This window comes from Pantoea sp. USHLN298 (assembly GCF_037149395.1).
Taxonomy (GTDB): domain Bacteria; phylum Pseudomonadota; class Gammaproteobacteria; order Enterobacterales; family Enterobacteriaceae; genus Pantoea; species Pantoea astica.
Genome location: NZ_JBBCRO010000005.1, coordinates 1 through 24,961 on the forward strand (window position 1 = coordinate 1; position 24,961 = coordinate 24,961).

Sequence of the window (24,961 nt, forward strand, 5' to 3'; positions counted from 1 at the left end):
CGCACCCGTCAGCAGATTGTCGCGGGCGGCGTGGCAGAGGTTAATGCTCAGATGCAGCAGGAGGCACAGGCGCGCGGTGAGGCGCTGACCAAGGCCAACCAGCAACGCACCCGTCAGCAGATTGTCGCGGGCGGCGTGGCAGAGGTTAATGCTCAGATGCAGCAGGAGGCACAGGCGCGCGGTGAGGCGCTGACCAAGGCCAACCAGCAACGCACCCGTCAGCAGATTGTCGCGGGCGGCGTGGCGGAAGTTAATGCTCAGATGCAGCAGGAGGCGCAGGCGCGCGGTGAGGCGCTTGTACAGGCAAATCGTGATCGCGTCGAAGCACAGAACACAGCTTTAAACGCCGCGCGTAATGCCGCGCTGGCGCAGCATGAATCTGAAGCCGCTCAGGCATCGCAACTGGCCGCGCACATGTCGCAGGTAGCAGAACAGGCACAGCGCGAAGCTCAGCAGGCTCAGGCTGCATTAACGTCTGCCAAATATGCCGCCGTTTCTGAAGGTCAGGCGCAGCAGGCAATGCGAGATCAAACAGCCGCTAAATATGCCGCCGTTTCTGAAGGTCAGGCGCAGCAGGCAATGCGTGATCTGACAGCTGCTAAATATGCCGCCGTTTCTGAAGGTCAGGCGCAGCAGGCAATGCGTGATCTGACAGCTGCTAAATATGCCGCCGTTTCAGAAGGCCAGGCGCAGCAGGCAATGCGCGATCTGACAGCTGCTAAATATGCCGCTATAAATGATAATGTTCAGATTTCACAGCAGCAAATTCAGGCGCTTGAAGCCGACGCCGCTGCTAAATCACTAGCCGCTTCAAAAGCTCAGGCCGACGCTGAAGCTGCAATTGCCGCTCAAAACACCTTAAATACACCGGTAGTAGGCCAGTTAACCCCGGTTAATAGGGTTCCGGCCATCGTGACCAATATTCCAACCCCGATCATTGCGAAAGTCTTCGTGGTCGAAAGTTCGCACAACAACGGTGGTCAGCATCGCGGCTCGCATCAGGAGGCGGCATCAACACGCAACAATGGCAACAGTAATGCGCATAGTTCCGCGATGGGTGGCCGTGGACAGGGCGGTCAACGCAGTGGACACAGTGCAGCGGGTAATTTTTAACGCCCGAATGAAAGAGGATGCCGGATCGACAGGTTTAGAAAGGCACCTGTCGTCTGAAATCTGATTATCGTTAACGAGGGGGAACGCGACCTAATAGTGGAGTCGCTGTCTGCTTGTCGCGCTTCACTCTCAGCAGTATGGGAGGCTCAGGCCTCCCGGTACACAACGTTGATGAATTACCCGTTTAAACTTTTTTAAAATACCCGAATAATGCGGCTAGCTGATGTGAGTTTAACTCTGAATACCTTTAGGTGCGTATAAGTGCGCATCAATTATTACCGACGAACTAATGAAAAATATTCATCCGGATGAACCGGTGAGTAATTTAACTACTGAATCTAAGCTGGGGATGTAAAATGAAAAGTCTGGTTTTTGTTATGTTATTTTTAACTACATTGGCCGGTTGTTCAAATAATCCGGATGCCTCAGATTATGAACTTTGTCAGGCCATGAGCGGAGACACGTTTACAAGCGGGTCTGAAGCTGCACGCATGATGCAGTCAAGACAATTGGCAGGAACTGCAACTATTTCTCCCTCAGACTGTGCGGCTATTGCTCAATCAACGGCGGCAGGATGGCAACAAAAGGCGGCTAACCTGAACGCAGCCAGTGCCAGTTATAATCAAGCCATTCAACCCAGGCCTGTTGTTCAAACAACCTGTACGCCAGCCATCAGCGGAGGTTTTATTTGTAATCAGCAATAGTCTTATCCAGGAAAATCCGAAAAGCAGTGCTTTCCCGATATCCTGTCAACAGGCATGTTTATTGACTCAGGATAAGAGGATAGCTGTATGAGCTACATCTATTCTCTCTTTGCCCATTTCTATTCTGTAGCGGATAAAGCATGACAGCAAATACACGAAAGATGTGCGTCAGTTTACTCTAAAAGAGACCAGCGCTGAGAAAGATACCTTTCTGTCTGACCAGCCATTACATTTCAATCCTGATTTAAATGCTGCCCCTCACTGGCTTGTATGATCACATGCAGCCGGGTGAAAGCCGATTCAATTTCCTTTTCATCCATGTGAGCAAAACCCAGTAGCAATCCTCTGATCGTCACCTTGTCTACAAAGTAACGCGATAAGGGACGAACCAGTAACCCGGCATTATTGGCTTCAAGGGCAATTCTGACATCATCACTCTCCACGGGAAGCTGCAGGATAAGATGCAGGCCAGCGTTACTGTTGTACTGGCCTAAATAGTCGGGACCCAGGCTGCGGGTGATCAGATTTACCAGGAACTGCCTGCGGCGACCATAGAGCTGGCGCATTTTTCGGATGTGCGCCGCGTAATAACCTTCACGGATAAATTCAGCTAACGCCACCTGAATCTGGAGATGGCCGCCCCGATAGAGCTCACTGTGCATCTTTTTAAGCGGTGCCGATATGGCCTTGGGCAGAACCACATAGCCAAGCCGGAGAGCGGGGTAGAGGGTTTTACTGAATGTGCCGATATAAATAACCGGACTATTTTCTTCCAGCCCCTGTAAAGAGGGAATAGGCTGGCCGGAAAAACGAAACTCACTGTCATAGTCATCTTCAATAATCCAGCTGCCGCTATCCCGGGCGAGGGAAAGAAGCCCTTGTCTGCGGCTCAGGCTCATCACTGAACCCAAAGGGTACTGATGCGAAGGCGTAACGAACATCAGCTTAGGTGCGGCTTCGGACGTTGCCGGCGGTATCAGCCCCTGTTCGTCTACCGGCATGGGGAAAATATCCACACCATTGATCCGAAGAATATTCTTTATTCCCCAGTATCCAGGCTCTTCAGTCCAGGCGGTATCACCCGGATTGCAAAGCGAACGCGTTACCAGATCAAGCGCCTGATGAATGCCTTCCGTAATCAGAATCTGATCGGGCGTACAACGAACGCCGCGAGCGGTTCGCAGATAGTCTGTCAGGGCCGATTTGAGAACCTGCGCGCCGCCCGTCGAATCATAGGTCAGATGTTCCGGAAGAGGCTTGCGCGCCTGGCGGTCGTGGATCTTTTTCATTACCCGATGCGGAAAACTCACCACATCCGGTACACCCGGCAGAAAGGCTCCCCACTGCCGTGGACTTGCACTGGCATGTTGCAGCAGCATCCGGCAGCGGTCAGACAGCAGTGAACGGTCTTCAGCAGCGGCTTCATCTGTGGCGGGCAGCGGCCGGGCATCCAGGTTATCCAGCACGCTATGGGTTACAAACGTCCCATTGGCTCTGTGGGTTGAAATATAGCCTTCTGCCTGTAATTGCTCATAAACCCGGAGCACCGTGTTGCGCGACAGCTCAAGCTCCTCGGCTAAATCGCGCGTCGGCGGCATGCGGGCAGAAGGATTGAGATTCCCCGAGAGGATCGACTCTGTTATGGCGATATAAAGCCGCTTATGAAGTTTTCCTTCTTCACATTGAGAAAATGCCTGTCTGATCACATCTCCGGCAATTGAACGCATTTGGATCCTATAAATAAAACATTCTGGCTCTCGTTTAAGGTACCAAACGCTGACAGATTACTCTTCGTATTTCAAATAAATTGAAAATCGATGAGGCATCACTATGAGCAATGACAATCTCCAGCAACGTCGTCTGAGTGCAACCCCGCGCGGCGTCGGCGTTATGTGCAATTTCTTTGCGATGTCGGCAGAAAACAGCACGCTCACGGACGTTGAAGGGAATCACTATATCGATTTTGCCGCGGGTATAGCGGTGCTGAATACCGGCCATCGTCATCCGCGACTGGTTCAGGCGATGGAGCAGCAGCTAAAGGCTTTTACCCATACGGCGTATCAGATTGTGCCTTATGAGAGCTACGTTTCGCTGGCCGAAAAGATCAATGCCGCCGCGCCTATTGATGGCCCGCTTAAAACCGCCTTCTTTTCGACCGGAGCTGAAGCGGTGGAAAACGCGATTAAAATTGCCCGCGCGCATACCGGCCGTCCCGGCGTTATCGCGTTCGGCGGGGCGTTTCATGGACGTACTTACATGACGATGGCGCTGACCGGAAAAGTGGCTCCGTACAAAAAGGGGTTCGGTCCCTTCCCGGGATCGGTCTATCACGTTCCTTATCCCTCTCAGCTGCATAACATCTCAACGGCAGATACGCTGGTCGCCATCGAGCGTCTGTTTAAAGCAGACATTGATGCAAGCCAGGTCGCCGCGATTATTTTCGAGCCGGTGCAGGGCGAAGGCGGATTTAATGTTGCCCCGCCGGAGCTTATTGCGGCTATCCGCCATCTCTGCGACGAGCATGGCATTGTCATGATTGCCGATGAAGTGCAGAGCGGCTTTGCCCGCACCGGCAAACTGTTTGCCATGGATCATTATGCGCATCAGCCCGATCTGATGACGATGGCCAAGAGCCTGGCCGGTGGGATGCCGCTGTCGGGCGTAGTCGGTAAAGCCGACATTATGGACGCTCCCTCGCCTGGCGGGCTGGGTGGAACCTACGCCGGTAACCCGATGGCCGTGGCGGCGGCACATGCTGTGCTCGACATTATTGAGGATGAAAAGCTGTGCCAGCGTGCGGATGCGCTGGGCGAACGCTTACGCATAGCCCTGCTGGATTGCAAAAAGTCGTGTCCGGAACTGGCGCAGGTTCGCGGTCTGGGATCGATGATTGCGGCAGAGTTTTGTGATGCTGAGACCGGCGAACCCTCCGCAGCGACGGCACAGCGCATCCAGAAACAGGCACTGGATCGCGGGCTTCTTCTGCTGACCTGTGGGCATTATGGCAACGTAATCCGTTTCCTCTATCCCCTGACTATTCCCGATGACCAGTTTGATGCCGCGCTGAATATTCTCCGATCGGTGATGAAAAGCTGATTCGCTGAAGCGCTGGCGTCACCCTCGCCGTAGTACTTAGCTCCCCGGAGCGCCGACGATAGGTCTTTATCGTCGGTTTTTTTGTGCCCTAAAACTTACATACTCTTATTCAGGAGGTTGCATGAAGACGCTGTCATTTTTAAGTGAGAATAAAGATTCTGCATGGAATATTTTTATTACTCAGGTGGAAAGGGTACTGCCTCATTTAGGCGAGCTGGAATACTGGGCTAACACGTTGATGCGGCCTAAGCGGGCATTAATTGTGGATATTCCACTCGAAATGGATGATGGCAGCATCAGACACTTTGAAGGCTACCGGGTGCAACATAATCTGTCACGGGGACCGGGCAAGGGCGGCGGTTAGCCGTGATGCTGAACTTATCCCGCGAGGAAAATATCTGGTTGAAGGTCCGGGACACTGTGGCGCCTGTCATACGCCCCGAGGCGTTGCGCAGCAGGAAAAAGCCTATGACGACAGCGATCCTGCCTTTCTCAGTGGTGCGATGATCGATGGCTGGTTTGCGCCATCCCTGAGAAATAGCGCTATTCCGGCAGAAGAATTAAAAGATTTACTGCAGAAGGGCCGCAGTAAGCATTCAGCGATTACAGGGCCTATGGCTGAGGTCGTGACACAGAGTACCCAATACCTGACGAATAACGATCTCAACGCGGTCACCGCCTATTTATTAAGCCTTAATCATCGGGGGTCTTCCCCGACGCAAAAAAATCCCGCTTCCTTATCAGCGCAACACCCGGAAAATAAGGCGGGGAAAATCCTGTACTTCAGATATTGCTCGACCTGTCACGGGGTTGAAGGAAAAGGAACCGATGATAACGTTCCTTCACTGGTCAATAACGCATCGGTTGAAGCTGAGGACCCTGCTAATGTGATTAAGGTGATCGCTTTTGGCGCAGAGACACCGGTAACCGAGGGGAATATTCCCTACAAAATGCCCGCTTATCACGGTGAATTAAGCGCTCAGGAGATGCGTGATATCGTCAATTACATCAGAGGAGAATGGAGCGTTAATCAGCATCCGGTTGAGCAAAAAGAGATCGATGAGATCATTAAGAAAAGGCACTGATCGCTGATGTGCCTCCTTTAGCCTGACACCGCCAGAGCTGGCGGTGTCAGGCCATTGATAATGGCGGTGACCTTTAGAAAGAGTGAAGGCGCAGGCGCAAAAAGTTAACGCTGACCGCGCCGCTCCAGTTGTTTGATACGCAATCAGTCGAGACAAAACCTGTTACGGCCTTCGCGTTTTGCCTGGTAAAGCTGCTGGTCAGCCGCTGCGAGCAGCTGATCCAGCGAATCACCTGCTTTGAACTGTGCTGCCCCGAGACTCACAGTGACACTCGCGGAAATCCCGGAGTGGGCGTGCGGGATTCCCGCGCGCGCCAGGTTCTGCTGTATCCGTTCACAGACCATTCTGACCCCCTGCTTATCGGAGGAAAGCAACAATACCGTAAACTCTTCGCCGCCAAATCTTGCCACCCGATCCGTCGAATCCCGTACGGATTGACTGATGCATCGGGCAACCTGCATCAGGCATTGGTCGCCCGCAAGGTGTCCGTAATGGTCGTTATATTTTTTGAAATAATCGACGTCAATCATGATCAGGAACACCGTGTCGCATCCTGCGGGAAGCGTTGCGGTGCGGGCATGAAAATATTCCCGCAGGTAACGTTTATTGGCTAAGCCGGTCAGCGGGTCTCTGTCTGCAAGCCGCGTCAGCTTTTTAATCAACCGGGCGTTATGCCGCTCGCTCTCTTCAGATTTGCGAAACCACTCAATCAGCACCCGACGCGCAGAGAAGAGCGCGACCAGCGCAATGAGGTACGAAAACAGCAGAAACAGATTGAACTCTGATCCCGCCAGGATGACTTCGCCCGTCACAACCAGCAAGACAGGGGTAGCGAACGCGGCAATGAGCCTGAGCGAAAGATGAAAGGCAATCACGGCGGGAAATACCAGCAGCAGTGACAGCAGAATGATAAATTCTGCCGGAGCCGCGCCAGCGTAGAGTGAATGGAGTTCCAGTCCCCAGAGAATGCCATACAGCAGCACAATGCTGAGTAACACTCCCCGTTTAACCAGAAAGCCGTTTCGGCTGAACAGGGCGGTCAGGATAAGATTCCAGAGCGAGAACAGCAGGATCAGGACACTGAAAAACAGGACCGCGCTCGATCGCGCATCGGGCTGGTCATGGAAAAAATAGCGCGCGGAGAGATACAGCGTATACACCACGTTCAGCCAGAGAAACCAGACGCATCCGGAACGGGTAAGCAGCAGTTCCTTTTTCGCATCTTCCGCATTTATCAGCATGGGTATGCTCCTGCATTGTTGGGTAAGATCAGCTGACGCGCTGAAAATCTTCCAGCTTAAATGATTTATTGTTCAGCGCGTCGGTTCCGCCGTAAAAGCGCATAGCGGGCAGGGGGCGTTTACCGGACGTGGGGAGCCAGTTATTCTCCAGCCCGGCGGGTGCTGCTGGTCCTATGTATATCGTTACGCCGCCGTCAGCGTTCTTCTGCATCCGGTCGAGATCGTAAGATGACAGCGTGGTTCGCCCGCTCTCACTGTAAATGAACGACAGGGTATCGCGGTTATAGACGGTCAGGGCCCAGAACTGTTTCACCGGCATCTGCGCCGGAACATTAATTTTATACAGCTGACCGGCTTCCAGCGGCGCGCCGTCAGCATCTGCCAGTGCCATCAGGTACTGCGTCGCCGGTGAAGCCGAGAGCTGTTCCGGCATATAGGTACACCAGAAATACTCAGCCGCACGGTTGATAAGATCGATGCGATCGTCATAAACAAAGGTGAAGCGATTATTTTTGTCTGCCTGCAGCAGCGACGCATAGTGCCGGTCGGGCCAGTAGAGCTTTTCTGCCGGGAAATTATCGTACCATTGCTGCAAAAAAAACCAGGCGTCAATGGCGGCCTGCCGCATCGCGAGCCGTGCGGTATCATCGGGTGCAAAGGGCTTACCCCGCTCAATGCCCAGCGATGTCAGCATCCCCATCATCACCTTGTCCTGCTCACGCACCGGTTCCACGCTCAGCACCGCGTGCATATCTTCGAAATGTCGCTCATCGTAAAACGGCAGAGTGGGATAAACCTTGTCACTGGGATCGACAAATTTCTGCGGCGGCAGATTCCCGGCCTCGCTGAGGAAGTACATCCGCAGCTTTTTTGAATAATGATAGGCATCCTCTGCTGACTTACCGGCCGCCGGCACCGAGCGAAACGCAAGGGCGATGCGATAACTGGGGGAGGCGACATGGAGATAGCCTTCCGGAATGGTTTCCTGATAGCCCGGCGGCGTCAGCAGGTATCTGGAGTGCCTGCCTTTATCCATGCCGGCAGGCCCGACATCGGCAATGGTGAACTGCCATGCATCCACAATCTGACCGTAGAGACTGCCTTCCGCACCGGCTTCGGGTACCTCCAGGACTACCGGGCCTTTTTGCAGGTCGGTAAAGGCGGTGATGTAGGGCGTAGTACTGTTGGCCGTGATGGCTTCAAGCAGCGGCGTCGCCGTACGGGAATAGGCCACGATATCATTGTCTTTCATGCCGAGATGGCTGAAGGCCGCCCGGCGGAAGCTGTAAATCGCCACCGCAGGCATATTCCACAATACCGCTTCGAATGCTCGCTGATATTTAAGCTGATAGTCGAAGTCAGACACCGAGCAGACCGCACCAGCGGGCGGCATTCCCCCCTGCGTTTCCCCCTTATCACCCGCCCCTTTACGCAAGGGGATCTGAAGTGATGTTGCCTGCGCGGCCGGTATCTGCCTGAGCGCAGCCAGACCCACCGCACTGCCCAGAATCAGGCGGTAAAAGGTTCTTCTGGATAGTTCCATTGTGGTGACTCCAATTTATAAAGGGCGAATTGTGGCAGGAATAAGTGACGATATCTGTACGGATAGCCGCGTTGCCGCGGACAAAAATTTCACTTTAGTGAGCTGTGGCACAATTCTTAATTGTAGCAACATACTGAAATATCGTGAAAATTTGAGTTATAACTATACTTCTTTCAGAAATAAGCGAACCGCAGGGTTCGCTTTTAATCATTAGCAGTCGTGCACCGTACTGTCATCAATTTTCTTCTCCAGTATTCACGCCGTTGCCATACATTCTCTGCCAAAAGGAAACAATGATGAAAGCTCGATCAGGATTATCTGCCACCTTGCTATTCGTGGTTTCAGGGGCGCTCCACGCCGCCGGACCCGATTCAGCGCAGGCTAATAACCCGCTCGCTAACATGACTGCGTTCAACATGCAGAACTATTACATCGGCGATATCAGTGAAAGCGACAAGGAGGCTAATCAGTTCTGGTTGCGCTACGCCAAACCGTTTTCGCTGGGGGAGACCAACTGGATCCTGCGCGCCTCACTGCCGGTGAATACCTATCCTTCGCCCCCGACTGGCGGGCATCAGACCGGTCTCGGTGATCTCAATCTCTTTACGGCTTACCTGATCGATACCGGTAATCCGGCGGTGAGCTTCGGCTTCGGCCCGCAGCTCACCGCGCCGACGGCAACCGAAAACGCGCTGGGCAGTGAAAAGTGGTCAGCAGGACTGGTCAACGTCCTGTTTGACGCCAGTAACCCCAAAATTCAGTACGGCTATCTTGCCTCCTGGCAGCACAGTTTTGCCGGTGAAGGCGACCGCAGTGACGTCAATCTGGGCGCTTTTCAGCCGTTTGTCTTTTATCAGTTAGGTGGCGGAACCTATCTGCGATCGGCGCCCATCTGGAACTATAACTTCCAGAATGACAGCTACGGCGTTCCGCTGGGGCTGGGCGTCGGGCAGATCATTAAGAAAGGAAATACCGTTTATAACTTTTTCGTTGAGCCGCAGGGCAGCGTTGCCGATCGCGGGCCGGGGCAGCCGCGCTGGCAAATTTTTGCCGGGCTCAATTTGCAGTTTATGGATTAATCATTTTTCGTTTCTGTTTTTGTTCAAAAAAAGGAAAACCTCATGCTGATGAAAAAAAAGGTTCTGGTCGGTGCGATGCTACTGGCTGGCCTGACGGGTTCTTCATTATCTCTGACGGTGCAGGCTGCCGAAGCGACCTATCAGGACCCGGTGCTTACCCTGCAGGGTTCGCCGGAAGTGTTCAAAAAAGGGATGGAGGCTGACGGTTACAGTTCAGCCGTGATGGCCTGGACATGGGGCTATCCTTTGGTACGTATGGAGCAGATTGCCCGCGAATATACTGATGTGCCAGAACCTAAGCCGCCAACCAGCTATCGCGCGCCGCTGAATCAGATCGGCTGGGCAACGGAACTGGCAACGCCCGCAGCGAAAGATATGCCGTCTGCGAACAACGATACGCTCTACATGAGCGCAATTGTTCAGCTTGATGAACCTTATGTACTGACGGTTCCGGATTTAAACGATCGCTATTATGTGGTGGACGTCTTCAACATGTGGCAGGAGCTGGAGCACTATATCGGTCGCCGCACCACCGGAACCAAAGCCGGTAAATTTGTCTTTGTTCCGCCGGGCTGGAAGGGTGAGTTGCCTAAAGACGCCACCGTGCTGAAGGTATCCACCAACAAAATCTGGTTATGGGGCCGCATGCGCGTAACCCAGGGTGAAGATATGGCGCCTCTGCATGCATTGCAGAAGCAATTCCATCTGCAGTCCGCCAGCGGCAAGGTCTATAACGATACTCTGGCACCGATGCCTGCACTCAAAAACGACGGGCTGGATTTTTTCCGTCAGCTCGCATTTGCCATCAAATCGAACCCGGTCAAGCCAGAGGATAAAGGATTGTTCGGCCAGTTCAGCCGTTTTGGCCTGACTGAAAAGGGCTTTGATAGCAATAACATCGCCTCGCCCATACTCGAAGGCGTTAAGCGCGGTGTGAAGGATGCACCTTATGTCGCGGTGTCTACGATGGTGAGCACTTCAGAAGTACGCCAGGGATGGAGCTATGTGAAAGGACTGGATGATTTTGGCTACAACTACCCGCTGCGTTCGCTGGTTTCAGGCCCTTATCTGGGTGGTCAGGGAGAGCGAGAGGCTGTTTACCCGGTTCGTTATAATGACAGCGAAGGCAAGACGCTTTCCGGAGCCAGCAGCTATACGCTCACGCTGAACTCAGAACCCCCGGTTAACGCATTCTGGTCGGTCACCATCTACGATGCCGACACTAAGATGCTGGTCGATAACCCACTCAACCGCTACAAAATTGGTTCAGACACTCAAGGCCTGGTAAAAGATAAAGATGGTAGCCTGAACATCACGCTATCTCATACTCAGCCCGAGGATAAGAACGCCAACTGGCTGCCTGCGCCTGAGGGCAATTTTTATCTTTTGTTCAGGCTATATCAGCCCAAAGATTCGGTAATGGACGGTAGCTGGAAATTACCTGAGGTCGTGCGAAAAACGGAATAAACACCCGCTGACCAAATTTCCTTAATGAATAATAGGGGCGGTGCCGGATAAGCCCGCCCGTTTTTCCCTTTTAACGTTCATCCGTTATTTCACTCTGTGATATGCCCTGAATGCCTGCACCGCCCCAATAGCACCTGTCTGGGGTAACGTATTGAAATACAAGGCAGGCTCAGTTTAGTCGCAAGGCCATTCGGACTCTGCAATATCTCTTCAGGCCACGCCCTGTGCTGGCGTCTGGCACCGTGGAGGCTGCATTCAAGTGCTTTCAACTTTTCCAGCAGCGTTGTGAACACCCTATCGAATCTCCATCATTAAGGCGTTTATCCTCACACTCTGCATCACGCTTCCGGGCCGGAAACTTCGCTATACCACACGCTTCCGGTTCAGTTATATTGATAACGACCCTTTATTAGTCACAGGAAATGACGCATGGACGCCAATGTACTTCAAAAAGCTTTGGTCGCAATAGCCATCATTATTCTGGTCTGGCTGGACTTCAGACCGAGGAAAAGAAAAATTAATCCCGATCCGACCATCGCCGCGGCTGATGCCAGTGAACGCCATGCCTGGCGCTTTATCCGTTGGGGCACCCGGATTCTACAGATCCTGGCAGGGATATATCTGCTGTGGACCTCCATTAAATACCTGATCACTTAGCCCGGCCTGATATTGACCTTCAGGAAGAAAAAAGCAGCGTGAATCATCCGCGCGCGGGTAACCAGCGTGTCAGGCTCAGGGCTGCCGGTCCGACACGCTATTCCCTGCACTCTTTCATCTACACCCTGCCACTTCGAATCAAAAAATATGAAGCCTCGACCGGGCTTCATATGAAAAATCCCTTAACGCTTTTCCCGGCACGCCGCCAGCATATCGTCGGCGGCGACATATTCCCGTGTCTGAACACCGGTAAGCCCCAGCAGGGTAGAAAACAGATTGTCCTGTGAATAGGCGTTGGCTGCGGCCCGCTGGCTCAGGCAGCGCGAGTCCACCGCGTAACGCTGCTGATAGTCAGGTGACAACCAGATCAGCATCGGCACATGGGTCTGAACCTCAGGCGCAATGGCATAGGGAAGTCCATGCAGATAAACGCCGTTCTCACCCAGCGACTCACCGTGGTCAGAGAGATAAACCAGGCTGGTGGTGAACCGGTCCTGATGCGCCTTGAGTAACTCAATCGCCTTGTCGACGATAGAGTCGGCATACAAAATGGTGTTGTCGTAAGTATTAACCAGCTGCTGCTGCGAACATTCCTGGATCTGTTTAGTTTCACAGGTGGGGGTAAATTTGCGGAACGCGGGCGGATACCGGTGGCTATAGGTCGGCCCGTGACTGCCGATGGTATGCAGAACGATGACGCCATTATCCTGCAGTCGGGCGATATACTCCTCCAGGCCATGAAAAAGCACCTCATCATAACACTCGCCTTTAATACACATGCCGGGAAGGTTCAGGGCGTTCATATCCTGATTCGGCACCCGATTGCAGGCACCTTTACATCCTCCGTCGTTCTCGTGCCATAAAACGCGCAGACCCGCCCGCTGGATGATATCCAGCACGCCTTCCTGATGGCTGGCCAGCGCATCGTCATAGTGCGCACGCGGCATGTTGGAAAACATGCAGGGCACGGAGACCGCCGTCGAGGTGCCGCAGGAAGTGGTATCAGGAAAATAGACAACCTCATCTTCAGCCGGTAACGGATTGGTCGGTCGCGAGTAACCGCCCAGCGAAAAGTTCGCGGCGCGTGAGGTTTCACCCAACACCAGAATCGTCAGGTTTTTTTTCGGCCCGGTCAGCATCTGCGGAAGCTGATGGGCGTCTTCACCTATTTTTACCAGCGGAAGGTCGGCCTGCTGATGATGCTGGTAATAAGAGAGCGAGGCAGCGATAAAATTCGCCGGACTCAGAGCCTTGACCAGACCATGATTATTGCGGATCAGCGAGGCGTAATCTTTGTAGAACAGCATCGCCACCAGCGCGATCAGCATGACAGAAAAGGCGATGTTAATGCCGCGGGATGCCAGAGATGTCCAGAGAGAGAACGTCTTTTTAAAACGCGGCCAGAAAGCCAGTGCAGCCATCACAACACCAGACAGAAACAGCACCTGCAGCATTTCAGGCGTCAGCAGGGCCAGGCTCTCGGCTGGTGTGGTGTCCACAATGTTGGTGATCATCGAGCGATCCAGAACGATGCCGTAATGCTGAATAAAATACTGCGCGGTGGCAGAGACAAGGATAAACAGCGCAACCGCTATCCTGTCCAGCCTGAAAAATGAGGTGAGGGTGACGACAATATTAATGACGCAAAAGGCCACCAGCGGCATAGAGAGAAAGAAAAGAGTATTGCGCAGGCCGTTCAGCGGGATCAGTGCCAGAGCCTGCTGGTAATAGGCAATATAGAGAAAAACCGAGATATAAAGCGAGAAAAAACAATATAGGTCACGCGGTGCAGAACGGGCTTAGTCATGCGTAATTGAGACATAAAGATATTCCATAACCCGAGTAATCTGACCCGTCAAAACCAGTCACCCGTTGATTAACAATGTTTAATAAAAGTTAAAACGCTGCGGCCCCAGACGCTAAGCAACCTGCGACTGCGGTTACGTTTATCATTAACCAAAACAGCCCACTGCTGAAAATGTGACCATCTGATGAACCCTGAATGAAGATAAGTTTACAGCGGTAAACATTAAGTCAACCTAAACAAAATGCTGATATACCCGGTGAAGGATTCTTCGATGTTGGGATGTGGATCACGCGATATGCGGTACGCGCCAGCGCCGGGCCGATCGTTGTCAGAGAAAACTCTCAGCTCGCTGAAGCGTGCATTGTAAAACGACACCTGACTGAACCGGTGCGTCTGACCGGGGTGGCTGCATCACGCTGATTCGGCGGTGAACCAGAAGAGAGATCGCCACAGGAGCGAAGTTGATTCAGATGTCTGATGCGCGGAACAGTAAAGAGGATGAAGCCTGTTCAGCGTAGGAGGGAGTCAGCCAGCGAGGAAGGGCGCTGTCGGGTGCGCCCTGGCAGACGCACCCGACAGACTCAGGGTTTCCAGCGGCGCAGAGCGGTGTGATCTTCATACGGTAATTTTGATGGCAATGAGATCAGCTCAATTACGCTGCCCCACGGCGTGCGGCCATAACAGAAGAAGTTATTCTTTCCTGTTTCGGTCGGAAACATCAGTGGCTGAGGTGAGGTAAACATTTTTCCACCGGCTCGCTCAAACAGGCTGATGGCCTGGTCGATGTCATCAACGTACACGGCAAAATGCTGTAAGCCGTAGTCGCTGGGACGCACCGGCTGCTGCTGCTCCGGTCCTTTCATTTCAAACAGCTCCAGCCCCGGCCCGTGCTTTAGCGTCATCATCCTGACCGTGGTGATGCGGGTTCCCGGAAACAGGTTCAGGATGCTTTCCGTCTCTTCGCCTTTTACATCCTCATCTGATGGGGAAACGGAGTCGTAGATCACTTCTGCGCCAAACGCTTCTTTAAAGAAACGGGTGGCCTCGTCAATATCGGATACGGTGATGCCAACATGGTCCATACCGCGAATCGTTTCAACAGACATTGTTTTTCTCCCAGGTTGATTAATCGTTAATGGGCGTGCCGGTTAGCTGCCCTCTCTGCCAGCGCTTTGAGCTGGGCCGCAATCAGATTGCGGGTATTTTCATCGGTGATCAGGCCGGTCTGCGGATCAAGCCGGGAAGCGGCCTGGCCGACCATCACTTCCGGTTTGTTCAGCACTCTGCCGTCAAGAAACACCAGAATCTGACGCAGGTGATACTGGGCTCGCGCGCCGCCAATGGCGCCCGGAGAGGCGGTGATGATCGCCACCGGCTTACCGGCTACCGGGGTGTCGGGCAGGCGTGAAAGCCAGTCCAGCGCATTTTTAAGCGCGCCTGGCACCGAGTAGTTATATTCCGGTGTGACGATGATCAGCCCATCCGCTGCCGAGATTGCGTGACCCATTGCCACGACGGCGGCGGGAAACCCGTCGGCCTGCCGGTCTGCGTCATAGTGTGGAATCTCGCCGACAGAGCCAAGCGGGGGTGATCTCCACACCGGCCGGTGCCAGCGAAGCGAGATTGCGGGCCACTACCGCGTTAAAAGAGCCTTTACGAAGGCTGCCCAGCAGTGAGACGAAAGTAAGGGGTTTGGCCTGTGACATGGGCTCTCCAGTTAGTTCAGAACAGTTTCTCCGGTCAGTGCCGGGTTTATTTTCCGAGGGAGATAAGCCTGGTATAGAATTAAACATCGATAAACCGCTTGTAAGTCGCCACTGGGTCAACTTTATGTCTACCTCCTTTACCGCAGATTCTCTGCGAGGCATTACTCACTTTGTCATTACGGCAAAATCGAGCAGTTTTACCGAAGCTGCCGAACAGTTGGGCATTACCAAATCCGCGGTGGGTAAGAGCGTGGCAAGGCTCGAAGAGCGGCTGGGAACACGTCTGTTTCACCGGTCTACCCGCAAACTGAGCCTGACCAGCGACGGTGAGGCTTATCTGGCAAGCTGCCTGTCGGCGCTGGAGATTCTGGACTCGGCGGAAAACAGCCTCAGCCGACGTCAGGACAATCCGGCAGGCACGGTGCGTATCGATATGCCGGCCTCTTTTGGCCGCAATCTGATGATGCCGGTGCTGCTGGATCTGATTAGCCGTTACCCGGCGCTGCGGCTGGCGCTGACCTTTAATGATCGGCTGATCGATCCGGTTGAGGAGGGCGTTGATCTGGTACTGCGGCTTGGTGAGTTGCAAAGCACCGATGAGCTGATCGCTCGTCGTCTGAGCCGTCAGCGTCTTATCCTGTGCGCCTCTCCTGAGTATCTCAGGCAGCATGGCGCGCCTGGCGACATCGAATCACTGAAAAAGCATGGCTGCATCATGGGCTTTCGGCGGGGCGCGCCACTGGCCTGGCGACTGCGCCCAGCGGGTGAGCGGGAGGTGAAATTTATCTCAGGCACGGCGCATCAGATCAGCGATGGTGATGCCATGCTGCTGGCCTGTCTTGCCGGTGCAGGGATTGCACAGTTTCCGGAATCGATGGTGAACAGCCATATCGAGGCAGGTAGCCTGGTGGCGGTGATGGCCGACCATATGCCGGTGCCGGTAGAGCTGAATGTGGTGTGGCCCCGCACCCGGCATCTGATCCCGAAAGTCCGCATTATCGTCGACGAACTGCTCAAAAAGGCGGGCGAAGGGGTTTTTGGCGATTTAAGGTAGCGTTTTTATCAACGCTGAGGAGATTTCAGGGCTGTTTATCAACGTTGAGCAAATTTATATTCTGTCCGTCCCGCAACGTCTGCTGGCTTTAACCGGACCACTCACGGCAGTCAGTACAGCTTAAACGTGAAATTGACTGACAGGCCAGGTGTTATGCCATTTGCTCTCTGGGCGCTGGCGATCGGTGCATTTGGTATTGGAACCACTGAATTTAACTGAATAACATTGGAAAGCCATCGTCGGCAAAGCCCGGATGCCGGATGATAGCTTTTGACTGTGTTAAGCTCCGCCGTTAACACCCCATCGAAAACGTGGAGGACGCTATGCTGATAGCTCAGATTTCGGATATTCATGCCTCATCTGAAAACGATCATCTTCAGCGATTCGAACAGGTGCTGAGGTGGCTTGCGAATCTGCATCCGGACATAGTCGTGCTTACCGGTGACCTGACAGACGGCGAGTGGCGCGAAGGCTATAGAGAGATCGCTGAACAACTGGAACAGCAGGATTATCCTTCATTAGTTCTGCCGGGAAATTCCGACGCTCGCCATTTAATGCGAATGACATGGGGTGAGTCACAGGGGGCTTCTGATGCGTCGCCACAGGCTCTGCACTTTAGTCGTGATATTGGCGGGTTGAAACTAATAGGTCTGGATTCGACAGTTGATCACCAGGATTATGGCAGCGTTTCCGGGCATCTCGAATGGCTGAATAAACAACTCAACAATACAGGGGACTCGCCAGTGCTGCTCTTTATGCATCACCACGTCTTTGAATCTGGCATCCCGACCCTGGATGAATCGATGTGCAGAGGAACGGGCCCGCTGGAAACGCTGATTAAAAACGCACCGGCCAGGCTGCTGGCGATTGCTACCGGGCATGTACATCGGCCAGTAGCAGGTACTTTTGCCGGTATTCCGGCTTATATCTGTGGCTCCGTCTGCCCGGCTAATCCTGTATGGTTCGGAACAAAAAACATTCCCCCGGTCGCTGAACCGCCTGCGTTAATGATTCATCGCTATGTCAACAACCGGCTTACCAGCCATCATGTCTGTGTGTGACTTATACCTCAATCCCCCGCAGCGGCAGGCAAAGCACCTGAAAGAAAAAGAAGATTGCGTTTCCCGCTGAGCGGGTCGGTCAGGCCACCGCTGACGCATAAAACTCCCCCTTCAGCCGGCACGCTTGTTTAGCCGTATCAACCTGTAGGCAGAGCACGGTGTCTGCATCAAATCCACGCTGCTGGAGTTCAAGCGCTGAGGCACATTCACCAAGAGGCTGCAGATTTTGTGCCTGGTAATATTGCCAGACAGCCACCGCCGCCTGTGCTTCGGGTGAATAATCCTGGCGTCCCATTGCGGCGATAATGCCGCCTGCTGCGGCGTAATCTTCAACCGCGGGACGAAGACTACCGTCAGGCCATCGCTCACCACAGGGGATGAGCAGTATACGGTCAAAACGGCGGCAGGCATTTGCTGTGGCGGTCATGTTCCGTAAGCAGCCGGTGAAAACCGGCTTACCGGTCTCCCGCGCCCTGAACGAAATCGCGGAGCCGTTAGGCGACGGCAGTACCAGGCTTTCACCTTCGCGAATGTTTTGAATCGAAACCGGCGACAGGCTATAACCTTCACCGCTGAATCGACGGTCCGGGCTGGCTGCCTGTGCTCCGATTTTCATCGCATACTGACGTGCGGAATCGTCTTTCCACGGCCAGGGATAAATGCGCGCACCCTTATCGACCGCCAGGCTGACGCAGGTCGAAAATGAGATAACGTCGATAATAACGATGCAGTCCGCTTCGCTGGCTAAGCCCTCAACGGCAGACAGGCCCCACTCAAGACGAACCCCGAAACGCTGCTGGCTGAACGCATCCATGATCTTTTCTCAGTTAATTTTTCCGTTGATAACAGCAAACATAGCGTCACTGAGCTTCGTGTTCTTATAATCCTGAGCTAACGCTGTTCATGAACAGAGGGTATCTGGTCGCCGTAAACGACAGCGTTGATTCGGGTAACCTCAAGGGTGCATCGACCATGTCAGGCACAGGCTGAATCAATCATGCACCCGTCCGACAGTGAAAGAAAAAACATAAAGTTCCATTGTGCTGCGCCGATAAAAAGAGCGTTTTTTATATAGGGATATGAGATGCGTAAAAATATCTATACCACTGGCCTCCTGCTGGGAATGACAGGACTGACATTTCCTGCTTACGCGAATACGCTGACGCAAAGCCTGACCCGTTGTGATTCAACCTTTTTCAACGAAATATATCATCAGCGGGCCACTCTGAGCCGCGTCGCACCGCTAACGGTTGACCATCAACAGCGGGCCTGGTTCAAAGCGCCGGTCGACGGCAATGGCACCCTCTGGTTTACCCAGCCTCTGCATGAATTAAACCTGACGATTACCGGTTATAATCTGCAAACCAATAACTTCGATGCCATCAACTACGGTAAATACTATTTCTGGGGACTGGTTTTCAAAGAATCACCACAAGAGGTGCTCTCCAGACTCGATCATTTGAGCTGGACCAGGGCCGGAGATGAATATGTCTCTCAGGCGATGATTAAAGCAAACCCAGACAGTGGATGGGAAATAAACGCGCAAGCGGTCTCTGACATTGCTCCGGCAAAAGAAAGCACCGAGAAACTGTTATTACTCAGCAAAGGCAAGCAAGGCACATTATTACTCTGTTCCGTTCAGGGAAATGTCACGCCTGATATGCTCGTAACGTTACGACCTGACTTAACTGCTGAGGCGGCAAAATGAAAAAACTGACATGGATGACATTACTTCTTCTGACCGGCTGTGCGGAAACCAGCAAGCCACCGCCGCAAACGCCGGTAAAAGCTCCGGCAGGTCTGATAAAAGTTCTTGCTGATGACGACTTAATTTCCTATGCCGATTTCAGGGTAATTTCCACCTATCAGGGTAACCCTCACCTGCGTCAGTTTTATTTCATCAACAACTACGTGAAACAGAGACTGATTATAAAAGATCCGCCCGTTTACGTTGCCAGTTCCCGGGCCATTAATGTGATTAACTGCGAGCAAAACCAGCGTGCTGTTTTGAACCGGTCAATGTTTTCAAAACCCTTTGCGGAAGGCATTCTTGTTCACGTCGGAGCGGAGCCGGGGCAGTGGAAAAAGTTCCCGAAAGATTCTCTTTTCGGCATGATTGCAGAGAGCATGTGCAATATTCCCGTTGAAAGACTCAAGCCAGAGCCGCCGAAAGACAACCGCAAGCCGCTGCTGGATTAACCGTCAACAGGCCGGGCGAAACGGGATGATGAGGTCACGACTTCTGCCTTGAACCTGAATCAGATACTGAACGGTAAACGGATGACTGGCAGATAAAAATCAACCGCTTCAGGGAATGAGCCGCTTCTGAAATCAGGTTGGGGTGAAAGGGACAGCCTGGCCTGAGGAAGCGATTGATCGCGGTGTCACGGCAACAATCCGTAAGACCATTAGCGCGCATCAAAAGCGTAACAGCACGCCCGGCGATCGACATCACCGGGCTTGTTGACAGTAATCAGGCGGCGCGAACCTGCGGCATCGCGATATCCGCGCTGATGCGCTCGCCCTGGGCATCAAACACCATGCAGTGATGCGGATGGAAGGTGGGTCGCAGTGTCTGGTAGGGACGAAAATGGACATCGCCCGGCAGCAGCATTTTGAAGCCGTCGTAGCCGTGGCTCTGACCAAACAGATAGGTATTGTTACCGAGTCGCTCCACCACTTCGCAATGAAAATTCAGGTTAAGCGGCCCGTCGCCGTTAATCTGCAACTGTTCTGGTCTGATCCCCAGCGTGATCTCATCGCCTGGCTGCAGCTGGCGCACGGGTGAGGGGAGTTGCAGCCGGTGCTCGCCGTCGTTGACTACCGCGATCAGGCCGCCGGGCCCGCACTGCTCTACGCGTGCCGGCAGAAAATTCATTTTCGGTGATCCGATAAAGCCAGCGACAAAACGGTTAATCGGATTGTAATAGAGCGCCATCGGCGACCCGACCTGTTCCACCTTGCCGTAGTTCATCACCACAATCTTATCGGCCAGCGTCATCGCTTCGGTCTGATCGTGCGTCACATAAACCATGGTGGTTTTCAGCTCCTGGTGCAGCTTTGCTATGTGCAGGCGCATATCGACACGCAGTTCGGCATCAAGGTTCGACAAGGGTTCATCGAACATAAATACCCGCGGATTCCGCACAATCGCGCGACCAATCGCCACACGCTGACGCTGACCGCCGGAAAGCTGCTTTGGTTTACGATCCAGCAGATGCGCCAGCTGCAGCGTTTTCGCCACCATCTCCACCTGATGCTCAATCTGCGCTTTCGGCAAACGGTTAACTTTCAGGCCGTAGCCGATATTCTCCGCCACGGTCATATGCGGATAGAGCGCATAGGACTGAAACACCATCGCCACACCGCGATGTGAGGGCGCGATGTCATTCATCACCTCATCGCCAATCAAAATCTCACCGTCACTGATCTCCTCCAGCCCGGCAATCAGCCGTAACAGCGTGGACTTACCGCAGCCGGACGGGCCAACGAAGACAGCAAATTCACCGGTCTCGATATCGAGCGTGATGTTTTTCAGCGTTTCTGTTTTACCAAAGCGTTTGGTGACGTTTCTTAATCTGATGCTGGACATGCTGATCCTCATGGCAGGGATATGGCTGCTTAAATGTACGACGTATAACAGATGGTTAATTTTCACGTCAGCCCTGATGGTGCCTGAGTTGACTATAACGTTGCACCGAAGCGCGCCCTACCGCTGTTTTTGATTTCTGTAATACCGATCACACATTGGTGCTAACAGGCTGGAGCGGCGTCAGCGTTCCGCGTAGCGTAGGCCCCCTGTGCGATACGTTATCCAGAATCAACCTGCCCGTTTAGTCAGGATTCTGCAGGCGTTAGCAAAAAGATTTCAGCGAATGACAGCTAAAAATGTCATACCTTCACATGAGGACAGAAATGAAAATTAAAATCAGCGTTACGCTACTCCTTTCAGCATTGATGCTTAATCAATCCGCCTGGGCCGCTCAGCAATTGACCATCTGGGAAGATATTAAGAAATCGGACGGAATCAAAACCGCGATCGCCGATTTTCAAAAGCAGTACGACGTAGAGGTAAAAGTGCAGGAGATGCCGTTTGCCCAGCAGATTGAGAAGCTGCGTCTGGATGGTCCGGCGGGCATCGGCCCGGATGTGCTGGTCATCCCGAACGATCAACTGGGCAGCGCCGTGGTACAGGGCCTGCTGGCCCCGCTGAAAATGGATGCGGCGGAACAGAGCGCCTACACACCGTCAGCGATGGCAGCCTTTACGCAGAACAAGGTGGTCTACGGCGCGCCGAAAGCGGTTGAGACGCTGGTGCTGATTTACAACAAAGATCTGCTGCCGTCACCGCTGAAAACCCTGGATGAATATCGCGCCTTCTCGCAAAAGCAACGCGCGGCGAAGCAGTATGGCCTGCTGGCAAAGTTTGATCAGATCTACTACAGCTGGGGCGTAATGGCTCCGATGGGCGCCTATATCTTTGGCAAAACTAGTGATGGGACGCTCAATACCCAGGATGTCGGGCTGAACACTGCGGGCAGCGTCGACGCGGTCAGCTATCTGAAGCGCTTCTTCAGCGAAGGGCTGTTGCCGGGCGGCATCATGGGCGACAACGGGCTGAACGCCATCGACTCGCTGTTTACCGAGAAAAAAGCGGCCGCGGTGATTAATGGTCCGTGGGCGTTTCAGCCTTATCAGGCGGCCGGGATTAACTATGGTGTCGCTCCGCTGCCGCTGCTGCCCAACGGCAAACCGATGAGCTCGTTCCTCGGCGTGAAAGGGTATGTGGTCTCAACCTGGAGTAAAGATCAGGCGCTGGCGCAGAAATTCATCACCTTTATTAACCAGCCGCAGTACGTCAAAGAGCGTTATCAGAAAACGCAGGAAATCCCACCGGTCACGGCGCTGATGAACGATCCGATCATCAAAGATGATGAGAAAGCTAACGCGGTGGCGGTGCAGGCCACGCGCGCGTCGGCCATGCCAGGCGTACCAGAGATGCAGGAAGTCTGGGGTCCGGCTAATGCGGCGCTGGAGCTGAGCGTTTCCGGCAAGCAGGAGCCGAAAGCGGCGCTGGATAATGCCGTGAAGCAGATCACCATGCAGATCGAAGCGATGCAGGCCAGCAACCAGTAATGGTGCGCCGGGCGATAATCCCTACAGGAAAAGGATCAGGGTGTGGCTATTTCTTCCGATGAACATCTGGTCAGCGCTACGCGTCCGCGTCGTCATGCGACGACGGGTGCGCTGCTCGCGCTGCTGCCTGGCTTCGGCCAGTTTTATCACCGCCAGTGGGCAAAAGGGCTCTGTTTTCTGATTTTGCTCGCCAGTTTTACCGGCGTCTTCCACGATTTTCTGCGTGAAGGGATGTGGGGACTCTATACGCTGGGTGAAGTGGTCCCGCGCGATAACTCCATCTTCCTGCTGGCAGAGGGGATCATCAGCCTGCTGATTGCTGCCTTTGGCCTTGCAGTCTGGGGAGTGTCGGTGCGTGATGCCTGGCTGAATGGCGTAAAGCGTGACAAGGGTCAGCCACTTAACAGTGTGCGTCAGCAGTATCAGCTGCTGCTGCGCGACGGCTTCCCTTACCTGATGATTTCACCGGGCTTTATTCTGCTGGTGTTCGTGGTGGTGTTTCCGATTCTGTTTGGCTTCGCGATTGCCTTCACCAACTACAACCTCTACCACACGCCGCCGGCGAAGCTGGTGGATTGGGTGGGATTCAAAAACTTTATCAACATTTTCACCCTGTCGATCTGGCGATCCACCTTTTTTGACGTGCTGCAGTGGACAGTGGTCTGGACGCTGCTGGCCACCACGCTGCAGTGCACCGTGGGCGTGATGCTGGCAATTCTGGTCAATCAGAAAGACCTGCGCTTTAAACCGCTGATCCGCACCATTTTTATCCTGCCGTGGGCAGTGCCGGGCTTCGTCACCATTCTGGTGTTTGCCGGCATGTTTAACGACAGCTTCGGGGTGATCAATAACGCCATTCTCGATTTCTTTGGCATCGCGCCAAAGGCGTGGATGACCGATCCGTTCTGGAGCAAAACCGCGCTGATCATGATGCAGACCTGGCTCGGCTTCCCGTTTGTCTTCGCGATGACTACTGGCGTGTTGCAGGCGATTCCGGACGATCTCTATGAGGCGGCGATCATGGACGGCGCCAGTGCCTGGACGCGGCTGAAAACCATCACGCTGCCGCTGGTGCTGTATGCGATTGCGCCGATCATCATCACGCAATACACCTTCAACTTTAATAATTTCAACATTATCTACCTGTTTAACAACGGCGGTCCGGCGGTGGCGGGGTCGAATGCCGGCGGTACAGATATTCTGGTGTCGTGGATCTACAAGCTCACCATGTCGTCGTCGCAATATGCTATCGCCGCCACTATCACCATTCTGCTGTCGATTTTCGTGGTGGGTCTGGCGCTGTGGCAGTTCCGCGCGACCCGGTCGTTTAAACAAGATGAGATGGCGTAAGGGAGCAGTTATGGCGAAGTCCGGCAGTATTAAACGCGAACGGTGGGTACGCCTGTCGCTGACCTGGCTGGTGGTGCTGGCCGTCTCGACCATCATCATTTATCCGCTGGTCTGGACGGTAGGAGCATCACTGAATGCGGGTAACAGCCTGCTCAGCAGTTCGATCATTCCGGAGAATGCGTCGCTACAGCACTACCGCGATCTGTTCAACGGCACGGTGCCTTATCTGACCTGGTACTGGAACTCGATGAAAATCAGTTTCCTGACCATGGTGCTGACGCTGGTGAGCGTCAGCTGTACCGCCTACGCTTTTTCGCGGTTTCGCTTCAAAGGGCGGCAGAACGGGCTGATGCTGTTTCTGCTGTTGCAGATGATTCCGCAGTTTTCGGCACTGATCGCGATTTTCGTGCTGTCGCAACTGCTGGGGCTGATCAATAGCCACATGGCGCTGGTGCTGATCTACGTCGGCGGCATGATCCCGATGAACACCTATCTGATGAAGGGCTATCTCGACTCGATACCCAAAGATCTGGATGAGTCGGCGCGCATGGATGGCGCGGGCAACTTCCGCATCTTTGTCGAGATCATCATGCCGCTGTCGAAGCCGATTCTGGCGGTGGTGGCGCTGTTCTCCTTCACCGGTCCGCTGGGCGATTTCATTCTCTCCAGCACCATTTTGCGTACACCCGATCAGTTCACCTTGCCGATCGGCCTCTATAACCTGGTGTCGCAAAAGATGGGCGCCAGCTACACCACCTATGCGGCGGGCGCGGTTCTGATCGCGGTGCCGGTAGCGGTGTTCTATCTGGCCCTGCAGAAATACTTCGTTTCTGGCCTGGCCTCAGGCAGTACTAAAGGATAA

20 protein-coding genes and 3 pseudogenes are annotated in these 24,961 nt (G+C 53.6%); 15 read left to right on the forward strand and 8 right to left on the reverse strand.

Annotation, left to right across the window (positions count from 1 at the left end):
- Both WFK59_RS13570 and WFK59_RS13575 read left to right on the forward strand, forming a co-directional pair.
- The coding region (locus WFK59_RS13570) for a hypothetical protein (protein ID WP_336755989.1) at positions 1–1,113 on the forward strand (1,113 nt) is incomplete at its 5' end.
- 356 nt (positions 1,114–1,469) lie between these two features.
- Positions 1,470–1,817 (forward strand): hypothetical protein, encoded by a 348-nt coding sequence (locus WFK59_RS13575; RefSeq protein ID WP_336755990.1) that lies wholly within the window; start codon positions 1,470–1,472, stop codon positions 1,815–1,817.
- 233 nt (positions 1,818–2,050) lie between these two features.
- Here WFK59_RS13575 and pdxR read toward each other — a convergent pair whose 3' ends face one another.
- Positions 2,051–3,544 carry a MocR-like pyridoxine biosynthesis transcription factor PdxR gene (pdxR, locus tag WFK59_RS13580; protein ID WP_336755991.1) on the reverse strand — a complete coding sequence of 498 codons (1,494 nt, stop codon included), beginning with the start codon at positions 3,542–3,544 and terminating at the stop codon, positions 2,051–2,053.
- Between the two features lie 103 nt (positions 3,545–3,647).
- Here pdxR and puuE point away from each other — a divergent pair, with 103 nt between their 5' ends.
- From puuE to WFK59_RS13595, 3 genes and pseudogenes are all read left to right on the forward strand, one after another.
- Positions 3,648–4,913: a 4-aminobutyrate transaminase gene (gene puuE, locus WFK59_RS13585; protein ID WP_336755992.1), complete on the forward strand. Its 1,266-nt coding sequence runs from the start codon at positions 3,648–3,650 to the stop codon at positions 4,911–4,913.
- A 121-nt stretch (positions 4,914–5,034) separates the two neighbouring features.
- A pseudogene (locus tag WFK59_RS13590) lies at positions 5,035–5,271 on the forward strand (Glu/Leu/Phe/Val dehydrogenase dimerization domain-containing protein); the annotation flags it as partial.
- The gene (locus WFK59_RS13595) at positions 5,201–5,998 is read left to right on the forward strand and encodes a c-type cytochrome (RefSeq protein ID WP_336756337.1); all 798 of its coding nucleotides are present in this window, start codon (positions 5,201–5,203) and stop codon (positions 5,996–5,998) included. The pseudogene WFK59_RS13590 and the gene WFK59_RS13595, both read left to right, overlap by 71 nt.
- 143 nt (positions 5,999–6,141) lie before the next feature.
- Here the strand turns inward: WFK59_RS13595 and WFK59_RS13600 are convergent, their stop codons facing one another.
- Both WFK59_RS13600 and WFK59_RS13605 read right to left on the reverse strand, forming a co-directional pair.
- Complete coding sequence (locus WFK59_RS13600) at positions 6,142–7,239, reverse strand: GGDEF domain-containing protein (protein WP_336755993.1); 1,098 nt, start codon at positions 7,237–7,239, stop codon at positions 6,142–6,144.
- A gap of 28 nt (positions 7,240–7,267) precedes the next feature.
- On the reverse strand, positions 7,268–8,782 hold the full coding sequence (locus WFK59_RS13605; RefSeq protein WP_336755994.1) for a DUF1254 domain-containing protein: 1,515 nt from the start codon (positions 8,780–8,782) through the stop codon (positions 7,268–7,270).
- Between the two features lie 296 nt (positions 8,783–9,078).
- On the opposite strand from WFK59_RS13605, the gene WFK59_RS13610 reads away from it, so the two are divergent.
- From WFK59_RS13610 to WFK59_RS13620, 3 genes are all read left to right on the forward strand, one after another.
- Complete coding sequence (locus WFK59_RS13610; protein ID WP_233988475.1) at positions 9,079–9,861, forward strand: hypothetical protein; 783 nt, start codon at positions 9,079–9,081, stop codon at positions 9,859–9,861.
- A 42-nt stretch (positions 9,862–9,903) separates the two neighbouring features.
- Positions 9,904–11,328, forward strand: a complete 1,425-nt coding sequence (locus WFK59_RS13615; protein WP_336755995.1) for a DUF1254 domain-containing protein — start codon at positions 9,904–9,906, stop codon at positions 11,326–11,328.
- 429 nt (positions 11,329–11,757) lie between these two features.
- Positions 11,758–11,985 (forward strand): hypothetical protein, encoded by a 228-nt coding sequence (locus WFK59_RS13620; RefSeq protein ID WP_233988471.1) that lies wholly within the window; start codon positions 11,758–11,760, stop codon positions 11,983–11,985.
- Positions 11,986–12,167: 182 nt separating this feature from the next.
- On the opposite strand, the pseudogene eptA reads toward WFK59_RS13620, so the two are convergent.
- The 3 genes and pseudogenes from eptA to WFK59_RS13635 all read right to left on the reverse strand — a co-directional run bounded on the left by eptA (position 12,168) and on the right by WFK59_RS13635 (position 15,498).
- Positions 12,168–13,792 (reverse strand): annotated as a pseudogene (gene eptA, locus WFK59_RS13625) (phosphoethanolamine transferase EptA).
- A 581-nt stretch (positions 13,793–14,373) separates the two neighbouring features.
- Positions 14,374–14,898 carry a VOC family protein gene (locus tag WFK59_RS13630; RefSeq protein ID WP_233988469.1) on the reverse strand — a complete coding sequence of 175 codons (525 nt, stop codon included), beginning with the start codon at positions 14,896–14,898 and terminating at the stop codon, positions 14,374–14,376.
- Between the two features lie 26 nt (positions 14,899–14,924).
- Positions 14,925–15,498, reverse strand: a pseudogene (locus WFK59_RS13635) (NADPH-dependent FMN reductase).
- Between the two features lie 124 nt (positions 15,499–15,622).
- Here WFK59_RS13635 and WFK59_RS13640 point away from each other — a divergent pair.
- The gene (locus tag WFK59_RS13640) at positions 15,623–16,552 is read left to right on the forward strand and encodes a LysR family transcriptional regulator (protein ID WP_336755996.1); all 930 of its coding nucleotides are present in this window, start codon (positions 15,623–15,625) and stop codon (positions 16,550–16,552) included.
- A 323-nt stretch (positions 16,553–16,875) separates the two neighbouring features.
- Positions 16,876–17,613 carry a metallophosphoesterase gene (locus WFK59_RS13645; RefSeq protein ID WP_336755997.1) on the forward strand — a complete coding sequence of 246 codons (738 nt, stop codon included), beginning with the start codon at positions 16,876–16,878 and terminating at the stop codon, positions 17,611–17,613.
- 79 nt (positions 17,614–17,692) lie between these two features.
- Here the strand turns inward: WFK59_RS13645 and WFK59_RS13650 are convergent, their stop codons facing one another.
- Entirely contained in the window at positions 17,693–18,427 is a 735-nt protein-coding gene (locus WFK59_RS13650; RefSeq protein ID WP_336755998.1) for a 2-phosphosulfolactate phosphatase, read from the reverse strand.
- A 270-nt stretch (positions 18,428–18,697) separates the two neighbouring features.
- Between WFK59_RS13650 and WFK59_RS13655 the strand changes: the two genes are divergently transcribed.
- Positions 18,698–19,321 (forward strand): hypothetical protein, encoded by a 624-nt coding sequence (locus tag WFK59_RS13655; protein WP_336755999.1) that lies wholly within the window; start codon positions 18,698–18,700, stop codon positions 19,319–19,321.
- Positions 19,318–19,812, forward strand: a complete 495-nt coding sequence (locus tag WFK59_RS13660; protein WP_336756000.1) for a surface-adhesin E family protein — start codon at positions 19,318–19,320, stop codon at positions 19,810–19,812. The genes WFK59_RS13655 and WFK59_RS13660 overlap by 4 nt, the downstream gene beginning before the upstream one ends.
- Before the next feature lie 274 nt (positions 19,813–20,086).
- Here WFK59_RS13660 and WFK59_RS13665 read toward each other — a convergent pair whose 3' ends face one another.
- Complete coding sequence (locus WFK59_RS13665; RefSeq protein ID WP_336756001.1) at positions 20,087–21,205, reverse strand: ABC transporter ATP-binding protein; 1,119 nt, start codon at positions 21,203–21,205, stop codon at positions 20,087–20,089.
- A 323-nt stretch (positions 21,206–21,528) separates the two neighbouring features.
- On the opposite strand from WFK59_RS13665, the gene WFK59_RS13670 reads away from it, so the two are divergent.
- The 3 genes from WFK59_RS13670 to WFK59_RS13680 are packed head-to-tail and all read left to right on the forward strand — an operon-like array spanning position 21,529 to position 24,961.
- Positions 21,529–22,749 (forward strand): extracellular solute-binding protein, encoded by a 1,221-nt coding sequence (locus tag WFK59_RS13670; RefSeq protein ID WP_336756002.1) that lies wholly within the window; start codon positions 21,529–21,531, stop codon positions 22,747–22,749.
- Between the two features lie 42 nt (positions 22,750–22,791).
- Complete coding sequence (locus WFK59_RS13675; RefSeq protein WP_233988455.1) at positions 22,792–24,099, forward strand: carbohydrate ABC transporter permease; 1,308 nt, start codon at positions 22,792–22,794, stop codon at positions 24,097–24,099.
- A gap of 10 nt (positions 24,100–24,109) precedes the next feature.
- The gene (locus WFK59_RS13680) at positions 24,110–24,961 is read left to right on the forward strand and encodes a sugar ABC transporter permease (RefSeq protein WP_233988454.1); all 852 of its coding nucleotides are present in this window, start codon (positions 24,110–24,112) and stop codon (positions 24,959–24,961) included.